This is a genomic window from Pseudomonas sp. s4 (assembly GCF_046764235.1).
GTDB classification, from domain to species: Bacteria; Pseudomonadota; Gammaproteobacteria; order Pseudomonadales; family Pseudomonadaceae; genus Aquipseudomonas; species Aquipseudomonas asiatica.
Genome location: NZ_CP177209.1, coordinates 4,614,599 through 4,633,917, shown reverse-complemented (window position 1 = coordinate 4,633,917; position 19,319 = coordinate 4,614,599). Strand labels below are relative to the sequence as shown.

The following is a 19,319-nucleotide window of genomic DNA, read 5'->3' as shown; positions in this document are numbered from 1 at the left end:
CGCAGGGACATCACCTGACCTGAAAGCAGCGCTATACCTGTGGGAGCGGGTTTACCCGCGAAGAGGCCGGCACAGGCAAGAATCAGATCTGCTCCAGCAACCAACTGCGAAACGCCCGCAGCGACGGCAACGCCTCATTGCGCGGCGGGTAGATCAGGTAATAACTGCGCTGGCTGGCAAATGCCACCCCTGGGCTGTAGAGCTCACCCTTGGCCAGTTCTTCCTCCACCAGTATGCGCGGCACCAGGCCGATGCCGATCCCGGCCCGTACCGCCTGGATCAGGTGCGAGGTCAGCTCGAAGCTCGGCCCCAGGCGCATCGCCCGGTGCGCCAGGCCATGGTGCGAGAACCACTCGCCCCAGGCATGCGGGTTGTTGGCCACATTCAGCAGCACCTCTTCAGTGATGCGTGCAGGGCTCCAGCCTTGGCTGTCCGCACCAGCCTCAGGCGGCAATATCACCACCAGTTCCTCGGCATGCAGGCGATGGCAGATCAACCCCGGCAGGTCGTGGCTGGCCACGCCGATGGCGGCATCGATCTCGCTGGTGTCGAAGTTGATGGCTTCGATGCGTGAATGTATGTGCACCAGCATGCCCGGGTGTGCGCTGTAGAAGGCATGCAACCGCGGCAGCAGCCATTTCGAACCGAAGGTGGGCAGGGTGGCCAGGCGCAAGGTGCCTACCCCCGACTGGTAGGCCAACGCCTGCAAGGTGGCGCTGCGGATGCGCCCCAGTGCTTCGCTGAGCTCGCGCTGGTACAGGCGGCCGACATCGGTCAGCTGCACCTGGCGCCCCTCGCGGCGGAACAGGGTCAGGCCCAGTTGCTGCTCCAGCGCCTGCACCTGGCGGCTGACCGCGCTCTGGGTGAGCGACAGCTCGGCGGCGGCTCGGGTGTAGCTTTCATGCCGGGCGGCAGCCTCAAAAGCCAGTAGCAGCGACATGGACGGGGTGAGATGGCGGTAATTCATTCATGAAAGTCATTAATAGCGGCAGGATTATCCGTTTGCCCCTGAAGCGAAACTACAGGAACATTGGCCTGCACGTCACCTCCGCATGTCATCACCCATGCCGGAACGACAGGAATCCCGTGAATTAGCCAATATCAAGAGGCCATCCTTCGATGATCGCCCAGCTGCCGACCGTTGCCCCGAGCGCCAACTACCCCGAATTCCTCGAAGCCCTGCGCAACAGCGGCTTCCGTGGCCAGATCAGTGCCGACTACGGCACCCGCACGGTGCTGGCCACCGACAACTCGATCTACCAGCGCTTGCCACAGGCGGCGGTGTTCCCGCTGGACGCCGACGATGTGGCGCGGGTCGCCACGCTGATGGCCGAGGGGCGCTTCCAGCAGGTCAAGCTGACCCCACGCGGTGGTGGTACCGGCACCAACGGGCAGTCGCTGACCGACGGTATCGTCGTCGACCTGTCGCGGCACATGAACAAGATCCTCGAAATCAACGTCGAGGAACGCTGGGTGCGGGTGCAGGCCGGTACTGTCAAGGACCAGCTCAACGCTGCGCTCAAGCCGCACGGGCTGTTCTTCGCCCCCGAGCTGTCCACCTCCAACCGTGCCACTGTCGGCGGCATGATCAACACCGATGCCAGTGGCCAGGGCAGTTGCACCTATGGCAAGACCCGCGACCACGTACTGGAGCTGCACAGCGTGCTGCTCGGTGGCGAGCGCCTGCACAGCCTGCCGATCGACGATGCTGCGCTGGAACAGGCCTGTGCCGCGCCCGGCCGGGTCGGCGAGGTGTACCGCATGGCGCGGGAGATCCAGGAAACCCAGGCCGATCTCATCGAAGCCACTTTCCCCAAGCTCAACCGTTGCCTGACCGGTTATGACCTGGCCCACCTGCGCGACGAGCAGGGCCGCTTCAACCTCAACAGCGTGCTGTGCGGTGCCGAGGGCTCGCTGGGCTATGTGGTCGAAGCCAAGCTCAATGTGCTGCCGATCCCCAAGTACGCCGTGCTGGTCAACGTGCGCTACACCAGCTTCATGGATGCACTGCGTGATGCCAACGCGCTGATGGCGCACAAGCCGCTGTCGATCGAGACCGTCGACTCCAAGGTGCTGATGCTGGCGATGAAGGATATCGTCTGGCACAGCGTCGCCGAATACTTTCCGGCAGACCCCGAGCGCCCGACCCTGGGCATCAACCTGGTGGAGTTCTGCGGCGACGAGCCGGCCGAGGTCAATGCCAAGGTGCAAGCGTTCATCCAGCACCTGCAGAGCGACACCAGCGTCGAGCGCCTGGGCCATACCCTGGCCGAGGGTGCCGAGGCGGTGACCCGCGTCTACACCATGCGTAAACGTTCGGTGGGCCTGCTGGGCAACGTCGAGGGCGAAGTACGCCCGCAACCGTTCGTGGAAGACACCGCGGTACCGCCGGAGCAACTGGCCGACTACATCGCCGACTTCCGTGCACTGCTCGATGGCTACGGCCTGGCCTATGGCATGTTCGGCCACGTCGATGCCGGCGTGCTGCACGTGCGCCCGGCGCTGGACATGAAGGACCCGGCCCAGGCCGCATTGGTCAAGCCGATTTCCGACGCCGTGGCGGCGCTGACCAAAAGCTATGGCGGCTTGCTGTGGGGCGAGCACGGCAAGGGCCTGCGTTCTGAATACGTGCCGGAGTACTTCGGCGAGCTGTACCCGGCGCTGCAGCGCCTGAAAGGCGCCTTCGACCCACACAACCAGCTCAACCCGGGCAAGATCTGCACCCCGTTGGGCAGTGCCGAAGGCCTGACCCCGGTCGATGGCGTAACCCTGCGCGGCGATCTCGACCGCACCATCGACGAACGCGTGTGGCAGGACTTCCCTAGCGCCGTGCACTGCAACGGCAACGGCGCCTGCTACAACTACGACCCCAACGACGCCATGTGCCCGTCGTGGAAGGCCACCCGCGAGCGCCAGCACTCACCCAAGGGCCGTGCCTCGCTGATGCGCGAATGGCTGCGCCTGCAGGGCGAGGCCAACATCGACGTGCTGGCGGCGGCACGCAACAAGGTGTCGTGGCTCAAGGGCCTGCCGGCACGCCTGCGCAACAACCGCGCGCGCAGCCAGGGCCAGGAAGACTTCTCTCATGAGGTGTACGACGCCATGGCCGGCTGCCTGGCGTGCAAGTCGTGCGCCGGTCAGTGCCCGATCAAGGTCAACGTGCCGGACTTTCGCTCGCGCTTCCTCGAGCTGTACCACGGCCGCTACCAGCGCCCGCTGCGTGACTACCTGATCGGTTCGCTGGAGTTCACCATCCCGTACCTGGCCCACGCGCCAGGGCTGTACAACGCGGTGATGGGCTCGAAGTGGGTGAGCAAGCTGCTGGCCGACAAGGTCGGCATGGTCGACAGCCCGCTGATCAGTCGCTTCAACTTCCAGGCTACCCTGACCCGCTGTCGCGTCGGCGTGGCCAGCGTGCCGGCACTGCGTGAGCTGACCCCGGCCCAGCGCGAGCGCAGCATCGTGCTGGTGCAGGATGCATTTACCCGTTACTTCGAGACACCGCTGCTGTCGGCCTTCATCGACCTGGCGCACCGCCTGGGCCACCGGGTGTTCCTGGCGCCGTACAGTGCAAACGGCAAGCCACTCCACGTTCAGGGCTTCCTCGGTGCGTTTGCCAAGGCGGCTGTCCGTAATGCGACCCAGCTCAAGGCCCTGGCTGACTGCGGCGTGCCGCTGGTGGGCCTGGACCCGGCGATGACCCTGGTGTATCGCCAGGAGTACCAGAAAGTGCCGGGCCTGGATGGCTGCCCGCAGGTGCTGTTGCCGCAGGAGTGGTTGATGGACGTGCTGCCGGAGCAGGCACCGACTGCGCCGGGCAATTTCCGCCTGATGGCGCACTGCACCGAGAAGACCAACGTGCCGGCCAGCACCAAGCAGTGGGAGCAGGTGTTCGCCCGTCTGGGCCTGAAGCTGGTGACCGAGGCGACTGGTTGCTGCGGTATGTCTGGTACCTATGGGCACGAGGCGCGCAATCAGGATACCTCGCGGACCATCTTCGAGCAGTCGTGGGCGACCAAGCTGGACAAGGAAGGCGAGCCGCTGGCGACAGGCTACTCGTGCCGCAGCCAGGTCAAGCGCATGACCGAGCGGCAGATGCGCCACCCGCTGGAAGTGGTGCTGCAGTACGCCAAGCGCTGACCATCAGGGCCTCGGGGCTGCCTTGCAGCCCCCTGGTTTACGCCGTCCCTGTAGGAGCAGCCTTGCGCTGCGAAGAGGCTGGTAGAGCCAATAGGTTTTCTTCGGCAGTAATGGCCTCTTCGCAGCACAAGGCTGCTCCTACAAGTCCCGTGCATGCCTTGAAGATGATGCCTGCCGATACAGATACAGGCTCAATACCAGCCCGCAAGCCGCCGCTGCTGCCGCAAACAGGAACATCGAAGCAAACCCGAACCCCGCCGCCACCGCGCCCACCAGCGGCCCGGTCACCCCCAGCGACAAATCGATGAACAGCGAATAAGCCCCCACCGCCGCCCCGCGGTTGGCCGCCGACACCTGGTTCACCGCCTCCACCCCCAGTGCCGGGAACACCAGCGAGAAGCCGAACCCGCTCAGTGCGGACCCCGCCAACGCCAGTTCGGCGCTGGGCGCCAGCCACAGCATCAGCAGCCCGAGTGTTTCCACCGACAGGCAGGCGATCGCCACCCGGAACCCGCCAAGCCGGTTGATCAGGTTGCCGAACAGTAGTCGCGCACTGATGAAGCTGGCGCCGAACAGGCTCAGCGTCAGTGCCGCATTGGCCCAGCCACGGCTGGCGTAATACAAGGTGATGAAGGTGGCGATGGTGCCAAAGCCGATCGAGCCCAGGGCAAGTCCCGAGCCGTGCGGGAACACCTTGCCCAGCACCCGCAGGAACGGCAGGCGCACGCCACTGACGATCGGTGCGGCCTGTTTGGGCCAGGCCAGCAGCAACCCGAGCGCACACAGCAGGATGATGCTCACGCCCATGCTCCACAGGCCCAGGCTCTTGACCATCAGCACGCCCAACGGAGCGCCGATGGCCAGCGCGCCATAGCTGGCGATGCCGTTCCAGGAAATGACCTTGGCCGTGTTTTCAGCACCTACGCGGCCAATGCCCCAGCCAATGGAACCGGAGCCCACCAGGCTTTCCGCACTGCCGAGTACCAGGCGGCCGACCAGCAGGCAGGCGAGGCTCAGCCAGGGGAGGTGGGTGAGGAAGGCGCAGGCCAGCATGAAAACCCCGCTGAGGCCGCAGCCGGCCAGGCCATACATGACCGCCTTCTTGCTGCCGTGGTTGTCGATGATGCGGCTGGCGGTGGGGCGGCTGAGCAGGGTGGCCAGGTACTGCACGCTGATCACCAGGCCCGCGACCACGGCACTGAAGCCCAGGTCGTTGTGCACATAGCCGGGCAATACGGCCAGCGGGATGCCGATGTTCAGGTAGCCGATGAAGGTGAAGAGGACGATGGAGACGACTTGCAGGGTGACCGCAAGGGGGCGCGGTGAGTGGGGCATGAGGGCCTACGTGGGTTCTGGACGGTGTGAAAACGTGATGACGGGGGTAGCCCGCAGGTCAGCCGTTTTCACACAGTCGGGGGATGCGCGGTTATTCCTGGTCAGCGCTTGATTGATCGTCACCATCCTGCTCGACGGCAGCTGCCGGTTCGGCGTGAACGGTCACGGTTGGCTCTTCTGGGTTCAGGCTTGGGAAGGGAAGATTCGGGATTTCATGCATCTCGTCGTTCCTCGCAAGTGTGAGTGAAAAGTCTGCGCCAGGCGCGTTTGAAGCTTCGCAAAGCTGGGGCAGGATACACAAGTCTGGATGACAGTTTGGATTTTTTGGCGGTCGCTTGTCGGTTTTGCGGGCGAACAGCGGACATGTTTTCCATAAAAAATGGGGCCATCGGGCCCCATTCTTTCAGTGCTTACTTGCGGCCTTCAGCCGTCTCCGCCACCTTGTCGGTGCGTGCGCACATGATGAAGTCATTGCGGTGCAGGCCTTTGATCGAGTGGCTCCACCAGGTCACGGTGACCTTGCCCCACTCGGTCAGCAGGCCCGGGTGGTGGCCTTCGGCCTCGGCGATCTCGCCCACGGCATTGGTGAACGCCAGGGCGTGCTTGAAGTTCTTGAACAGGAACACGCGTTCCAGCTCCATGTGGCCGTCACGTACTTCGATGTTCCAGTCCGGGATTTCGCGAATCAGCTCGGCCAGCTCTTCGTCGGTGACCTTTGGTGCGTCGGCGCGGCAGGCTTCGCAATGGGCTTGGTTCAAGGCATTCATGTGGTGTTTTCCGGTTCGAGTTGTTATCGGCAAGGTCGCTCAGGCAGCGACCTTGGGTGGAAACTTCGGTGCGTGCAGGCCCAGCTGCATGGCTTTGTGAACCATGCCCATGATGTCTTCGTGGGCCAGGTCGAACAGACGCTTCATGTTCGGTAGCACGAAATACAACGGCTGCAGGATGTCGATGCGGTACGGTGTGCGCATGGCCTCGATCGGGTCGAAGGCCTGGTGCTCGGGCTCGCCAGACAGACTGTAGACGGTCTCCTTTGGCGACGAGAGGATGCCGCCGCCATAGATCTTGCGGCCCTGCGCGGTTTCCATCAGGCCGAACTCGATAGTCATCCAGTACAGGCGCGCCAGGTACACACGTTGTTCCTTGGTCGCGGCCAGGCCGAGCTTGCCGTAGGTATGGGTGAATTCGGCGAACCAAGGGTTGGTCAGCAGCGGGCAGTGGCCGAAGATCTCGTGGAAGATATCGGGCTCTTGCAGGTAGTCCAGCTCTTCCGGGGTACGGATGAAGGTGGCTACCGGGAAGCGCTTGCTGGCCAGCAGTTCGAAGAAGGTCTGGAAGGGGATCAGCGCCGGGACCCGAGCAACCTGCCAACCGGTGGTGGCGCCCAGCACCTTGTTGATCTCGCCCAGTTGCGGAATACGGTCATGGGGCAGCTTGAGCTGGTCGATGCCGTCCAGGTATTCCTGGCACGCGCGGCCTTCGATCACTTTCAGCTGACGGGTGATCAGGGTGTTCCATACCGCATGCTCTTGCTGCGGGTAATCGATAAAACCATGCGCATCGGGCTCGCGTGCCACGTATTGCGTCTGTTTCATGTGGCTCTCCTGGTGAGGGCTTTTCTTGTTATGTGCAGGACATGCCTAATGAATATCCCTTCGCTGGCCACTTTGCACGGGGTGGGCCAGTGAGCGGGACCGGCATTCGGCGATGTTTTCGTAACGATAATTTTACAAAAAGGCGTAGGTGTCGGAAAATCCGAGGCATCTGGCTGAAGCTTCGGCTGTTTTTGTCAGCTTATCTTTACGACTTTTCCGCGCGATGTTGAAAAACATTGGCGCTTCGAGAGCCCTCATGCGTATCAAAGTGCATTGCCAGAACCGTATTGGCATCCTGCGCGACATCCTCAACCTGCTGGTGGAGTACGGCATCAACGTGCTGCGCGGCGAGGTGGGCGGTGACCATGGCAACGCCATCTACCTGCATTGCCCGAACCTGATCAATCTGCAGTTCCAGGCGCTGCGGCCGAAGTTCGAGGCGATTGCCGGGGTATTCGGTGTCAAGCGCGTGGGGCTGATGCCCAGCGAGCGCCGACACATGGAGCTGAATGCGTTGCTGGGTGCGCTGGACTTTCCGGTACTGTCGATCGACATGGGCGGCAGCATCGTCGCCGCCAACCGTGCCGCTGCGCAGCTGCTGGGGGTTCGGGTGGACGAGGTGCCGGGCATGCCGCTGGCGCGCTATGTGGAGGACTTCGACCTGCCAGAGCTAGTGCGCGCCAACAAGTCGCGCATCAACGGCCTGCGCATCAAGGTCAAGGGCGATGTGTTCCTGGCCGATATCGCGCCGCTGCAGTCCGAGCACGACGACAGCGAGGCGCTGGCCGGCGCGGTGCTGACCCTGCACCGCGCCGACCGTATCGGTGAGCGCATCTATAACGTGCGCAAGCAGGAGCTGCGCGGTTTCGACAGTATCTTCCAGAGCTCGCGGGTAATGGCTGCGGTGGTGCGCGAGGCGCGGCGCATGGCGCCGCTGGACGCGCCTTTGCTGATCGAGGGCGAGACCGGCACCGGCAAGGAGTTGCTGGCGCGTGCCTGCCACCTGGCAAGCCCGCGCGGCCAGTCGCCGTTGATGGCGCTCAACTGCGCCGGGTTGCCCGAGTCGATGGCCGAGACCGAGCTGTTCGGCTACGGCCCTGGGGCATTCGAAGGGGCGCGGGCCGAGGGCAAGCTGGGGCTGCTGGAGCTGACCGCCGGTGGCACGCTGTTTCTCGACGGGGTAGGGGAGATGAGCCCACGCTTGCAGGTGAAGCTGCTGCGTTTTCTGCAAGATGGCTGCTTCCGCCGCGTAGGCAGCGATGAAGAGGTGTACCTGGATGTGCGAGTGATCTGCGCGACCCAGGTGGATTTGTCCGAATTGTGTGCCCGGGGCGAGTTTCGTCAGGACCTGTATCACCGGCTCAATGTGTTGTCGCTGCACATTCCACCATTGCGCGAATGCATGGATGGCCTGGAAGGGCTGGTGCAGCACTTTCTCGACCAGGCCAGCCGGCAGATCGGCTGCGCCATGCCGCGCCTGGCGCCAGCGGCGATGGATAAACTCGGCCAGTACCATTGGCCGGGTAATGTAAGGCAGTTGGAAAACGTGTTGTTCCAGGCGGTTTCGTTATGCGAAGGCGGCGTGGTCAAAAGTGAACATATACGTTTGCCGGATTACGGCGTGCGCCAACCGCTGGGTGAATTTTCGCTGGATGGGGATCTTTCGCAGATTGTCGGACGTTTTGAAAAAGCGGTACTGGAAAGTTTGATGGGGGAATTCCCGAGTAGTCGGGCTTTAGGTAAAAGACTGGGTGTTTCGCATACGACTATTGCCAACAAGTTGAGGGATTATTCACTTGGCAAGTCTGCAGAATAATCCGCCTTTATAAAAGGCGGGACTGCTGCGCAGTCCTTTCGCGACACAAGGCCGCTCCTACAGGTACTGCGCAATGTTTGAAGCCTGCGCAGTACCTGTAGGAGCGGCCTTGTGTCGCGAAAGGGGCCCGCAGGGCCCCAATTCACAAGGTATCAGCCGTTCGAGCAGCCGTTCCCCATCACGCGGTATTCGAGAATGTGCTTCTGGCCCTTGGAGTCCTCGTAGGTCATGCGGGCTGGCACGACTTCGCACACATTGGGCACTTCGCTCATGGAAATGACGCGGGCAATGTCCAGGTGCTGCGAGTAACTGTACTGTTCAACCGGAATCTGCTCGGCATCTTTGGCTTCGCCGGCCATCGCCGCGCCGCAAAGACTGCCAAGTACCAATACCAGTAAAGCTTTCATTTTCAATTTACCTGTCTAAGGTCGTGAGGGGGCACGCGGCGCTTATGGCGCCGCGAGTATTGCTAGTTTTAACTATCAGGTTTGGAGGGGGATTAACGCTTGCCTTCGTGGGGGCTGTTACCAGTTGTTAATCGCCTTGCCGTTGCTGGCGAGGTGAATTTTATGGCTGGGGCCAAGGCCGAAACAGTGGGTCTTTTGATAAAGTGTTTTGACAGAATCTGTAACAATCCTATGGTAAACCGCGCCCGTAATTTCTCGCCTGGGCTGTAAGGTGCGTGCCAGAGCGCTTTGTCTGAACGGGCGTACCAAATTACTACCAACGTCGAATGGCTTTTGTCGCTCTGGTACAGTTACAAACGGTTCCATACAAAAACAACTATTACACCGAGGTAACACAGATGAGTGCGGCTCCACTGTATCCCGTTCGTCCCGAGGTTGCGGCCACCACCCTGACCGACGAGGCCACCTACAAGGCCATGTACCAGCAATCGGTGATCAACCCGGACGGCTTCTGGCGCGAGCAGGCCCAGCGCATCGACTGGATCAAGCCGTTCACCAAGGTCAAGCAGACCTCCTTCGACGACCATCACGTCGATATCAAATGGTTCGCCGACGGCACTCTGAACGTTTCCTCCAACTGCCTGGACCGCCACCTCGAAGAGCGCGGTGACCAGTTGGCCATCATCTGGGAAGGCGACGACCCTTCCGAACACCGCAACATCACCTACCGCGAACTGCACGAGCAGGTCTGCAAGTTCGCCAACGCCCTGCGTGGCCAGGATGTGCACCGGGGTGACGTGGTCACCATCTACATGCCGATGATCCCCGAAGCCGTGGTCGCCATGCTGGCCTGTGCCCGTATCGGTGCGATTCACTCGGTGGTGTTCGGCGGCTTCTCGCCCGAGGCGCTGGCCGGTCGTATCATCGACTGCAAGTCCAAGGTCGTGATTACCGCCGACGAAGGCGTACGCGGTGGCCGGCGTACCCCGCTCAAGGCCAACGTCGACCTGGCGCTGACCAACCCTGAAACCAACAGCGTGCAGAAGATCATCGTGTGCAAGCGCACCGGTGGCGACATTGCCTGGCACCAGCACCGCGACATCTGGTACGAAGACCTGATGAAAGTCGCCTCCAGCCATTGCGCGCCGAAAGAGATGGGTGCCGAGGAAGCGCTGTTCATCCTTTATACCTCCGGCTCCACCGGCAAGCCGAAGGGCGTGCTGCACACCACCGGTGGCTACCTGGTGTACGCCGCGCTCACCCATGAGCGCGTGTTCGACTATCGCCCGGGCGAGGTGTACTGGTGCACCGCCGACGTGGGTTGGGTCACCGGCCACAGCTACATCGTCTACGGCCCGCTGGCCAACGGCGCTACTACCTTGCTGTTCGAAGGCGTGCCGAACTACCCCGACATCACGCGCGTGTCGAAGATCGTCGACAAGCACAAGGTCAACATCCTGTACACCGCACCAACCGCCATCCGCGCGATGATGGCCGAAGGGCAGGCTGCAGTCGAAGGTGCCGATGGCTCCAGCCTGCGCCTGCTGGGCTCGGTGGGTGAGCCGATCAACCCCGAAGCCTGGAACTGGTACTACAAGACCGTGGGCAAGGAGCGTTGCCCGATCGTCGACACCTGGTGGCAGACCGAGACCGGCGGCATCCTGATCAGCCCGCTGCCGGGCGCCACCGGCCTCAAGCCGGGCTCGGCAACCCGCCCATTCTTCGGCGTGGTGCCGGCGCTGGTGGACAACCTGGGCAACCTGATCGAGGGCGCTGCCGAAGGCAACCTGGTGATCCTCGATTCCTGGCCGGGCCAGTCGCGTTCGCTGTACGGAGACCACGACCGTTTCGTCGATACCTACTTCAAGACCTTCCGTGGCATGTACTTCACCGGCGACGGTGCGCGCCGCGACGAGGATGGCTACTACTGGATCACCGGTCGCGTGGATGACGTGCTGAACGTCTCCGGTCACCGCATGGGTACTGCCGAGATCGAAAGTGCCATGGTGGCGCATGCGAAAGTGGCCGAGGCCGCGGTGGTAGGTGTGCCACACGACATCAAGGGGCAGGGCATCTATGTGTATGTCACCCTCAATGCCGGTATCGAGGCCAGCGAGCAGTTGCGCCTGGAGCTGAAGAACTGGGTGCGCAAGGAAATCGGCCCGATCGCCTCGCCGGATGTGATCCAGTGGGCGCCGGGGCTGCCGAAGACCCGGTCGGGCAAGATCATGCGCCGCATCCTGCGCAAGATTGCCACGGGTGAGTACGATGCCCTGGGCGATATCTCGACCCTGGCCGACCCGGGTGTGGTGCAACACCTGATCGATACCCACAAGGCCATGAGCTTGGCTTCGGCCTGATAGCCGCGTCGCACATTTTGTAGGGGGCTGTGGGAGCGCCTACAGGAGCTGTGCCGCCAACAAGAACCCCGCCCGGGCAACCGGCGGGGTTTTTGCTTTACTGTTACCCGACATTCATCGGTAACTGTTCTGTCACCGGCGTCGCACAATATCGGGGCGCCAGGAAACAAATCCGGCCTGTTTCGGTGCGTTTTCGCAGCCTTTTTTGCGACACGGCACGCTGCACTTGCCGTAATACAAGGCTTTGCCAATAATAGGCCCGGGAATTGCTAGTACTATAGGTTCTATTTCTTGCGCTCTTGCATATTTTGCAATGGCTGTCAACATCGCCCGTTGCCGTTTCAAGCGCTTCTGTAAGTAGTTGTCGCTTTGAAGAAATATCGACTACCGGGCTGTCGTTAAAATGCCACTCACTCGCTCGTGGTCTGCGGCCTTGGTCGAACCCTGCGCGGCTCGCGTTGTACCCATTCGCATATCGGGCAGCCGTTACCTGCCTTGTATTGCCCTGTACCGATGGAGTTACCTGATGAAGAAGCTCGCACTGCTTGGCGCCCTGGCGCTGTCCGTGTTTTCCCTGGTGTCGCAGGCCGATGAAAAACCGCTGAAAATCGGCATCGAAGCCGCCTACCCACCCTTCGCCTTCAAGCAGCCAGACGGCAGCATTGCCGGTTTTGACTACGACATCGGCAACGCTCTGTGCGAAGAGATGAAGACCAAGTGCACCTGGGTCGAGCAGGAGTTCGACGGCCTGATCCCGGCGCTGAAAGTGCGCAAGATCGACGCCATCCTGTCGTCCATGTCGATCACCGAAGACCGCAAGAAATCGGTCGACTTCACCAAGCGCTACTACCTGACCCCGGCGCGCCTGGTGATGAAGGAAGGTACCGCCGTCAGCGACAGCCTGGATGAGCTCAAGGGCAAGAAGATTGGTGTGCAGCGCGGTTCGATCCACGACCGCTTCGCCAAGGAAGTACTGGGCGCCAAAGGTGCCACCGTGGTTCCTTACGGCACCCAGAACGAAATCTACCTGGACGTGGCGGCTGGCCGCCTCGATGGCACCGTGGCCGACGCCACCCTGCTGGAAGATGGCTTCCTCAAGACCGGCGCCGGCAAGGGCTTCGCCTTCGTAGGGCCGTCCTTCACCGACGCCAAGTACTTCGGCGACGGCATCGGCATTGCCGTGCGCAAAGGTGACAAGGCCAACGTCGACCGCATCAACGCGGCCATCGACGCCATTCGTGCCAACGGCAAGTACAAAGAAATCGAGAAGAAGTACTTCAACTTCGATATCTACGGTCCAGACTCGAAATAAGACGTCGAGTTTCACCTGTGCAATGGTGCAAACAGCAGAGGCTCTGAGGTTTGCACCATTTTTCATTCTCTAGGTCGAGGACCTCATCATGTTGAAAGGCTACGGGGCAGTCATCCTCGACGGGGCGTGGCTGACGCTTCAGCTCGCCCTGTCGTCGATGGCCCTGGCCATCGTGCTCGGCCTGATCGGTGTGGCACTGCGCTTGTCGCCGGTGCGCTGGCTGGCCTGGCTGGGCGATCTGTATTCCACGGTGATTCGTGGTATTCCGGACCTGGTACTGATCCTGCTGATCTTCTACGGCGGGCAGGACATCATCAACCGGGTTGCGCCGCTGCTCGGTTATGAAGACTACATCGACCTGAATCCGCTGATCGCGGGTATCGGTACCCTGGGCTTCATCTTTGGTGCCTACCTGTCGGAAACCTTCCGCGGTGCGTTCCTTGGTATTCCGAAAGGCCAGGCCGAAGCCGGCGTGGCGTATGGCATGAGCAACCGCCAGGTGTTCTTCCGCATCCAGGTGCCGCAAATGATTCGCCTGGCGATCCCGGGCTTCACCAACAACTGGCTGGTGCTGACCAAGGCCACCGCGCTGATTTCGGTAGTGGGCCTGCAGGACATGATGTTCAAGGCCAAGCAGGCGGCCGATGCCACCCGCGAGCCTTTCACCTTCTTCCTGGCGGTGGCGGCCCTGTACCTGGTGCTGACCAGCATCTCGCTGCTGGCCCTGAAGTATCTCGAGGGCCGCTACTCGGTTGGCGTCAAGGTGGCTGAACTATGATCTTCGACTACAACGTCGTCTGGGAGGCACTGCCGATGTATTTCGGCGGCCTGCTGACCACCCTCAAGCTGCTGGCGATTTCGCTGTTCTTCGGGCTGCTGGCGGCCATTCCGCTGGGCCTGATGCGGGTGTCCAAGCAGCCAGCGGTCAATCTCGTGGCGTGGCTTTACACCTACGTGATCCGCGGCACGCCGATGCTGGTGCAGCTGTTCCTGATCTACTACGGCCTGGCGCAGTTCGAGGCGGTGCGCGAAAGCTTCCTGTGGCCGCTGTTGTCCAGCGCTACCTTCTGCGCCTGCCTGGCGTTCGGCATCAACACCAGTGCCTACACCGCCGAAATCATCGCCGGCAGCCTCAAGGCCACGCCGCATGGCGAAATCGAGGCGGCCAAGGCCATGGGCATGTCGCGCATGAAGATGTACCGGCGCATCCTGCTGCCGTCGGCCCTGCGCCGGGCGCTGCCGCAGTACAGCAACGAAGTGATCATGATGCTGCAGACCACCAGCCTGGCGTCGATCGTTACCCTGATCGACATCACTGGCGCTGCGCGCACGGTCAATGCCCAGTACTACCTGCCTTTCGAGGCCTATATCACGGCGGGCGTGTTCTACCTGTGCCTGACCTTCATCCTGGTGCGCCTGTTCAAGGTGGCCGAACGCCGCTGGCTCGGCTACCTGGCGCCGCGCAAGCACTGACCGCTTTGTGAGAATCGACAGCATGTACAAACTCGAAGTCCAAGACCTGCACAAGCGCTACGGCAGCCATGAAGTGCTCAAGGGCGTGTCCCTGTCAGCCAAGGCAGGCGATGTCATCAGCATCATCGGCTCCAGCGGTTCGGGCAAGTCGACCTTCCTGCGCTGCATCAACCTGCTGGAGCAACCGCACGCCGGCAAGATCCTGCTCAACAACGAAGAGTTGAAGCTGGTACCGGGCAAGGATGGTGCGCTCAAGGCAGCCGACCCGCGTCAGCTGCAGCGCATGCGCTCGCGCCTGTCGATGGTTTTCCAGCACTTCAACCTGTGGTCGCACATGACCGCGCTGGAAAACATCATCGAAGCGCCGGTGCATGTGCTGGGCGTGAACCGCAAGGAAGCCCTGGAAAAGGCCGAGCACTACCTGGCCAAGGTCGGAGTCGCCCACCGCAAGGACGCCTTCCCGGGGCACATGTCCGGCGGCGAGCAGCAGCGTGTGGCAATTGCCCGGGCGCTGGCCATGGAGCCGGAGGTCATGCTGTTCGACGAGCCGACCTCGGCGCTGGACCCGGAACTGGTGGGCGATGTGCTCAAGGTGATGCAGTCGCTGGCCCAGGAAGGCCGCACCATGGTGGTGGTGACCCACGAAATGGGCTTTGCCCGTGAGGTTTCCAACCAGCTGGTGTTCCTGCACAAGGGCCTGGTGGAAGAAACCGGCTGCCCGCGCGAAGTGCTGGCCAACCCGCAGTCGGAGCGCCTGAAGCAGTTCCTCTCCGGCAGCCTGAAGTAAAAGCTGCATTTTTGCACCAGAATAGGGCATGCTGCGCGGCGAGCGCAGCCTGACCCGGCGCACAGACTCGAACGACCTCAGGTTTCGGACCGCACCCTATGACCACCCAGCGAATCGGTTTTCTCATTTGGCCCAGCACCCGGCCCTTGACCCTGGCGCTGGCCGAGGAAGTGTTGCAGGTGGCGCAGCGGGTGCACCCGGAGGTGGTCTACGATCTGGTCTTTCTGCAGGCGGAGCCGGCGCAAGAGGGTAGCTGGCGTTTGCCGGGCGAGCCGTGGAACGGTCGCCTGGAGGGGTGTCACAAGCTGTTCCTGTTGGCTGACGAGCAGCCGCCGGCGGTGGGGGCTGCGTTGTCTACGGCGCTCAAGCAGTTGGCGCGCAGTGGCTGCATGATTGGCGGCCTGTCGGCCGGGGTCTACCCTCTGGCGATGCTGGGCCTGCTCGACGGTTACCGGGCTGCGGTGCACTGGCGCTGGCAGGATGATTTTGCCGAGCGCTTCCCCAAGGTTATCGCCACCAGTCACCTGTTCGACTGGGACCGCGATCGCCTGACCGCTTGTGGCGGCATGGCCGTGACCGACCTGCTGCTGGCAGTGTTGGCCCGTGATCACGGGGCGGAGCTGGCCGGGGCGGTGTCGGAGGAACTGGTGGTCGAGCGCATTCGCGAGGGTGGCGAGCGCCAGCGTATTCCGCTGCAGAACCGCCTGGGCTCCAGCCACCCCAAGCTGACCCAGGCGGTGCTGCTGATGGAAGCCAACATCGAAGAGCCGCTGACCACCGACGAAATTGCCCAGCACGTGTGCGTGTCGCGCCGGCAGCTGGAGCGCATCTTCAAGCAGTACCTGAACCGTGTGCCGAGCCAGTATTACCTGGAGCTGCGGCTGAACAAGGCGCGGCAGATGCTGATGCAGACCAGCAAGTCGATCATCCAGATCGGGCTGTCCTGCGGCTTCTCCTCGGGGCCGCATTTTTCCAGCGCCTACCGCAACTTCTTTGGCGCAACGCCGCGGGAGGATCGCAACCAGCGGCGTAGCAGCAGCCCGTTCGAACTGAGCTCGGCGCCTGCCGAAAAAGGCTGATATTTCGAGGGGGTTTGGGGCGTATGCCTTGGTTTTGATGGTGCGGCGGAAATCGAGCGCCGCCCACGCGGCGCTTCGCGGGACAAGCCCGCTCCCACATTTGTTGCAACGTGCCGAACCTGTCAGGCCATTGTTGTCAGCCTTGTTGCCTTGACGCGGTTTCCCGGCTGGCGCTACCGCCGTCTCGCCAGTCTCAAACTCTCCGCCAAAGCTGGCAACGCCTTTCCCACAGGCATGGCCACGTTGCAACAAATGTGGGGCTTGTCCCGCGAAGCGCCGCGCGGGCGGCGCTCGGTCTCACAGGCGCCGCCCCCGTTTCGCCGAACCTCCCTGGCCCCTCACAAACCTTCGTGTACACCCGTTCACCCAGCCCCCTCTCTCCCGTACACTGCGCGATTGCGACAGTGTTTGTCGCATTGCCGAAAGCCTTGTCAAAACTGGGTTTTGCGCTGTAACAAGTTGTCGCTTGGCCGCAAGGACAGGCGCGGATCAGTCCTTACAATCCCCCCCATCGCTCGCCACTTCCAGGCCAGCGTTCCTCTTCAGGAGACTCAGATGTCCGTTGAGCAAGCCCCGGTGCAACGTGCCGATTTCGACCAGGTCATGGTCCCCAACTATTCTCCGGCGGCCTTCATTCCTGTGCGAGGCGAGGGCTCCCGTGTCTGGGACCAGTCGGGTCGCGAATTGATCGATTTTGCCGGTGGCATCGCGGTCAACGCCCTGGGCCACTGCCACCCGGCACTGGTCAAGGCCCTGACCGAGCAGGCCAATACCCTCTGGCACGTATCCAACGTGTTCACCAACGAGCCGGCCCTGCGCCTGGCCCGCAAGCTGGTGGACGCCACCTTTGCCGACCGTGCGTTCTTCTGCAACTCCGGCGCTGAGTCCAACGAGGCCGCCTTCAAGCTGGCCCGTCGTGTTGCCCACGACCGCTTCGGCCCGGAAAAGCACGAAATCATCGCCACCGTGAACAGCTTCCACGGCCGTACCCTGTTCACCGTAAGCGTCGGTGGCCAGCCGAAGTACTCCGATGGTTTCGGCCCGAAGATCACCGGCATCAGCCATGTGCCGTACAACGACCTGGAAGCGCTGAAGGCACAGATTTCCGACAAGACCTGCGCCGTGGTGATCGAGCCGATCCAGGGCGAGAGCGGCGTGGTGCCGGCCGACAAGGCCTACCTGGAAGGCGCGCGCAAACTGTGTGACGAGCACAACGCCCTGCTGATCTTCGACGAAGTGCAGACCGGCGTTGGCCGTACCGGTTCGCTGTATGCCTACCAGCACTACGGCGTTACCCCGGACATCCTGACCAGCGCCAAGAGCCTGGGCGGTGGTTTCCCGATCGGTGCCATGCTGACCACCACCGAACTGGCCAAGCACTTGGCCGTCGGCACCCACGGCACCACCTACGGCGGCAACCCGCTGGGCTGCGCCGTCGCCTGCGCGGTGCTGGACGTGGTCAACACCCCGGAAACCCTGGCCGGTATCAAGGCCAAGCATGAGCGCTTCAAGGGCCGCCTGGAGCAGATCGGCCAGAAGTACAACCTGTTCAGCCAGGTGCGTGGCGTTGGCCTGCTGCTGGGCTGCGTGCTGACCGAGGCCTGGAAAGGCAAGGCCAAGGACGTGCTCAACGCCGCCGAGAAAGAAGGCGTGATGGTGCTGCAGGCCGGCCCGGATGTGGTCCGCTTCGCGCCAAGCCTGGTAGTTGAAGACGCCGACATCGACGAAGGCCTGGACCGCTTCGAGCGCGCCGTGGCCACCCTGACCAAGGGCTGATCCGCCCGCGGTCCCTTTGCCGGCCACGGTGCAGGCTCAGCCCGAGTCTGTACCGGGCCGGTGATACCCGATCCCAGTGCAGGTGCCAGTGCATCTGCCGTTTTTCCGTGCCGCCGTGAGCGGCCCGTATTCCAAAGGAGTGACACCATGCTGGTGATGCGCCCCGCGCAAATGGCTGATCTGAACGAAGTGCAGCGCATGGCTGCAGACAGCCCCATTGGTGTCACCTCGCTGCCGGACGACACCGCTCGCCTGGGCGACAAGATCGCCGCATCCGAGACTTCCTTCGCCGCCGAGGTCAGCTTCAACGGTGAAGAAAGCTACTTCTTCGTGCTCGAGGACAGCGAAACCGGCAAGCTGGCCGGTTGCTCGGCCATCGTCGCTTCAGCGGGCTACTCCGAGCCGTTCTACAGCTTTCGTAACGAGACCTTCGTGCACGCCTCGCGCGAGCTGAAGATCCACAACAAGATCCATGTGCTGTCGCTGTGCCATGACCTGACCGGCAACAGCCTGCTGACCAGCTTCTATGTGCTGCCGGAACTGGTGAACAGTGGCTGGGCCGAGCTCAATTCGCGTGGCCGCCTGCTGTTCATGGCCGCTCACCCGGAGCGTTTCGCCGACTCGGTGGTGACCGAGATCGTCGGCTACAGCGACGAGCAGGGCGAATCGCCGTTCTGGGATGCCATCGGTCGCAACTTCTTCGACCTCAACTACGCCGACGCCGAGCGCCTGTGCGGCCTGAAGAGCCGCACCTTCCTCGCCGAACTGATGCCGCACTACCCGATCTACGTGCCGCTGCTGCCTGACCTGGCTCAGGAAGCCATGGGCCAGGTGCACCCGCGGGCGCAGATTACCTTCGACATCCTCATGCGCGAAGGCTTCGAGACCGAGCACTACATCGACATCTTCGACGGTGGCCCGACCCTGCATGCGCGTACCTCGGGTATCCGCTCGATCGCCCAGAGCCGGGTTGTGCCGGTGAGGCTCGAGGAAGCCCCGGTCAAGGGCGGGCGCCCGTACCTGGTGTGCAACGGCCAGTTGCAGGACTACCGCGCGGTGCTGCTGGACCTGGACTGGGTGCCCGGCAAGCCGGTCAGCCTGAGCCCGGCAGCCGCCGAGGCGCTGGGGGTGGGCGAGGGTGCCAGCGTGCGCCTGGTTGCGGTCTGAGGTCTGGCAACAGACGTTTCGGGATTGATGCGTTAGAAGAGTTTCGCGCCGGCCGCCGCCGCCGCAAAAGGA

Annotated in this window: 16 protein-coding genes; 10 read left to right on the top strand and 6 right to left on the bottom strand. The window is 62.6% G+C overall.

Features of this window, described 5'->3' with window-relative positions; translation table 11 throughout:
- Positions 1-82: 82 nt before the first annotated feature.
- Positions 83-967, bottom strand: coding sequence for a LysR substrate-binding domain-containing protein (locus tag ACK56M_RS21530; RefSeq protein WP_015271277.1), 885 nt, complete (start codon positions 965-967; stop codon positions 83-85).
- A gap of 152 nt (positions 968-1,119) precedes the next feature.
- On the opposite strand from ACK56M_RS21530, the gene ACK56M_RS21525 reads away from it, so the two are divergent.
- Entirely contained in the window at positions 1,120-4,140 is a 3,021-nt protein-coding gene (locus tag ACK56M_RS21525) for an FAD-binding and (Fe-S)-binding domain-containing protein (RefSeq protein ID WP_054573799.1), read from the top strand.
- A 138-nt stretch (positions 4,141-4,278) separates the two neighbouring features.
- Here the strand turns inward: ACK56M_RS21525 and ACK56M_RS21520 are convergent, their stop codons facing one another.
- The 4 genes from ACK56M_RS21520 to phhA all read right to left on the bottom strand — a co-directional run bounded on the left by ACK56M_RS21520 (position 4,279) and on the right by phhA (position 7,070).
- The gene (locus tag ACK56M_RS21520) at positions 4,279-5,475 is read right to left on the bottom strand and encodes an MFS transporter (protein WP_015271275.1); all 1,197 of its coding nucleotides are present in this window, start codon (positions 5,473-5,475) and stop codon (positions 4,279-4,281) included.
- A gap of 91 nt (positions 5,476-5,566) precedes the next feature.
- On the bottom strand, positions 5,567-5,695 hold the full coding sequence (locus tag ACK56M_RS21515) for a hypothetical protein (protein ID WP_015271274.1): 129 nt from the start codon (positions 5,693-5,695) through the stop codon (positions 5,567-5,569).
- A 190-nt stretch (positions 5,696-5,885) separates the two neighbouring features.
- On the bottom strand, positions 5,886-6,242 hold the full coding sequence (locus ACK56M_RS21510) for a 4a-hydroxytetrahydrobiopterin dehydratase (protein WP_003254532.1): 357 nt from the start codon (positions 6,240-6,242) through the stop codon (positions 5,886-5,888).
- Positions 6,243-6,281: 39 nt separating this feature from the next.
- Positions 6,282-7,070, bottom strand: a complete 789-nt coding sequence (phhA, locus tag ACK56M_RS21505) for a phenylalanine 4-monooxygenase (RefSeq protein ID WP_003260109.1) — start codon at positions 7,068-7,070, stop codon at positions 6,282-6,284.
- Positions 7,071-7,326: 256 nt separating this feature from the next.
- Here phhA and ACK56M_RS21500 point away from each other — a divergent pair, with 256 nt between their 5' ends.
- Positions 7,327-8,886 (top strand): sigma-54-dependent phenylalanine hydroxylase transcriptional regulator PhhR, encoded by a 1,560-nt coding sequence (locus tag ACK56M_RS21500; RefSeq protein WP_015271272.1) that lies wholly within the window; start codon positions 7,327-7,329, stop codon positions 8,884-8,886.
- 152 nt (positions 8,887-9,038) lie between these two features.
- Here the strand turns inward: ACK56M_RS21500 and ACK56M_RS21495 are convergent, their stop codons facing one another.
- A complete protein-coding gene (locus ACK56M_RS21495) occupies positions 9,039-9,293 on the bottom strand; it encodes a DUF2790 domain-containing protein (RefSeq protein WP_003260110.1) in 255 nt (84 codons plus the stop codon).
- A 398-nt stretch (positions 9,294-9,691) separates the two neighbouring features.
- Between ACK56M_RS21495 and acs the strand changes: the two genes are divergently transcribed.
- From acs to aruF, 8 genes are all read left to right on the top strand, one after another.
- Positions 9,692-11,653, top strand: a complete 1,962-nt coding sequence (acs, locus tag ACK56M_RS21490) for an acetate--CoA ligase (RefSeq protein ID WP_015271271.1) — start codon at positions 9,692-9,694, stop codon at positions 11,651-11,653.
- Positions 11,654-12,179: 526 nt separating this feature from the next.
- Entirely contained in the window at positions 12,180-12,965 is a 786-nt protein-coding gene (locus ACK56M_RS21485) for an ABC transporter substrate-binding protein (protein WP_015271270.1), read from the top strand.
- An 88-nt stretch (positions 12,966-13,053) separates the two neighbouring features.
- On the top strand, positions 13,054-13,743 hold the full coding sequence (locus ACK56M_RS21480; RefSeq protein WP_411959037.1) for an ABC transporter permease: 690 nt from the start codon (positions 13,054-13,056) through the stop codon (positions 13,741-13,743).
- Positions 13,740-14,438 carry an ABC transporter permease gene (locus ACK56M_RS21475; RefSeq protein WP_253152337.1) on the top strand — a complete coding sequence of 233 codons (699 nt, stop codon included), beginning with the start codon at positions 13,740-13,742 and terminating at the stop codon, positions 14,436-14,438. The genes ACK56M_RS21480 and ACK56M_RS21475 overlap by 4 nt, the downstream gene beginning before the upstream one ends.
- 22 nt (positions 14,439-14,460) lie before the next feature.
- Entirely contained in the window at positions 14,461-15,225 is a 765-nt protein-coding gene (locus ACK56M_RS21470) for an ABC transporter ATP-binding protein (RefSeq protein ID WP_013973655.1), read from the top strand.
- Positions 15,226-15,323: 98 nt separating this feature from the next.
- Entirely contained in the window at positions 15,324-16,304 is a 981-nt protein-coding gene (gene argR, locus ACK56M_RS21465; RefSeq protein WP_054573802.1) for a transcriptional regulator ArgR, read from the top strand.
- Between the two features lie 555 nt (positions 16,305-16,859).
- Positions 16,860-18,080, top strand: coding sequence for an aspartate aminotransferase family protein (locus tag ACK56M_RS21460; protein ID WP_100412927.1), 1,221 nt, complete (start codon positions 16,860-16,862; stop codon positions 18,078-18,080).
- A gap of 147 nt (positions 18,081-18,227) precedes the next feature.
- The gene (gene aruF / locus ACK56M_RS21455; RefSeq protein ID WP_013973652.1) at positions 18,228-19,247 is read left to right on the top strand and encodes an arginine/ornithine succinyltransferase subunit alpha; all 1,020 of its coding nucleotides are present in this window, start codon (positions 18,228-18,230) and stop codon (positions 19,245-19,247) included.
- Positions 19,248-19,319 lie beyond the last annotated feature (72 nt).

What these genes read in the sequence shown, in the direction of transcription:
- aruF (WP_013973652.1), top strand. Translation starts at nt 18,228, where the DNA reads ATGCTGGTGATGCGCCCCGCGCAAATGGCTGATCTGAACGAAGTGCAG.
- ACK56M_RS21525 (WP_054573799.1), top strand. Translation starts at nt 1,120, where the DNA reads ATGATCGCCCAGCTGCCGACCGTTGCCCCGAGCGCCAACTACCCCGAA.
- ACK56M_RS21485 (WP_015271270.1), top strand. Translation starts at nt 12,180, where the DNA reads ATGAAGAAGCTCGCACTGCTTGGCGCCCTGGCGCTGTCCGTGTTTTCC.
- acs (WP_015271271.1), top strand. Translation starts at nt 9,692, where the DNA reads ATGAGTGCGGCTCCACTGTATCCCGTTCGTCCCGAGGTTGCGGCCACC.
- phhA (WP_003260109.1), bottom strand. Translation starts at nt 7,070, where the DNA reads ATGAAACAGACGCAATACGTGGCACGCGAGCCCGATGCGCATGGTTTT.
- ACK56M_RS21460 (WP_100412927.1), top strand. Translation starts at nt 16,860, where the DNA reads ATGTCCGTTGAGCAAGCCCCGGTGCAACGTGCCGATTTCGACCAGGTC.
- ACK56M_RS21500 (WP_015271272.1), top strand. Translation starts at nt 7,327, where the DNA reads ATGCGTATCAAAGTGCATTGCCAGAACCGTATTGGCATCCTGCGCGAC.
- ACK56M_RS21520 (WP_015271275.1), bottom strand. Translation starts at nt 5,475, where the DNA reads ATGCCCCACTCACCGCGCCCCCTTGCGGTCACCCTGCAAGTCGTCTCC.
- ACK56M_RS21470 (WP_013973655.1), top strand. Translation starts at nt 14,461, where the DNA reads ATGTACAAACTCGAAGTCCAAGACCTGCACAAGCGCTACGGCAGCCAT.
- ACK56M_RS21495 (WP_003260110.1), bottom strand. Translation starts at nt 9,293, where the DNA reads ATGAAAGCTTTACTGGTATTGGTACTTGGCAGTCTTTGCGGCGCGGCG.
- ACK56M_RS21510 (WP_003254532.1), bottom strand. Translation starts at nt 6,242, where the DNA reads ATGAATGCCTTGAACCAAGCCCATTGCGAAGCCTGCCGCGCCGACGCA.
- ACK56M_RS21515 (WP_015271274.1), bottom strand. Translation starts at nt 5,695, where the DNA reads ATGCATGAAATCCCGAATCTTCCCTTCCCAAGCCTGAACCCAGAAGAG.
- argR (WP_054573802.1), top strand. Translation starts at nt 15,324, where the DNA reads ATGACCACCCAGCGAATCGGTTTTCTCATTTGGCCCAGCACCCGGCCC.
- ACK56M_RS21475 (WP_253152337.1), top strand. Translation starts at nt 13,740, where the DNA reads ATGATCTTCGACTACAACGTCGTCTGGGAGGCACTGCCGATGTATTTC.
- ACK56M_RS21480 (WP_411959037.1), top strand. Translation starts at nt 13,054, where the DNA reads ATGTTGAAAGGCTACGGGGCAGTCATCCTCGACGGGGCGTGGCTGACG.
- ACK56M_RS21530 (WP_015271277.1), bottom strand. Translation starts at nt 967, where the DNA reads ATGAATTACCGCCATCTCACCCCGTCCATGTCGCTGCTACTGGCTTTT.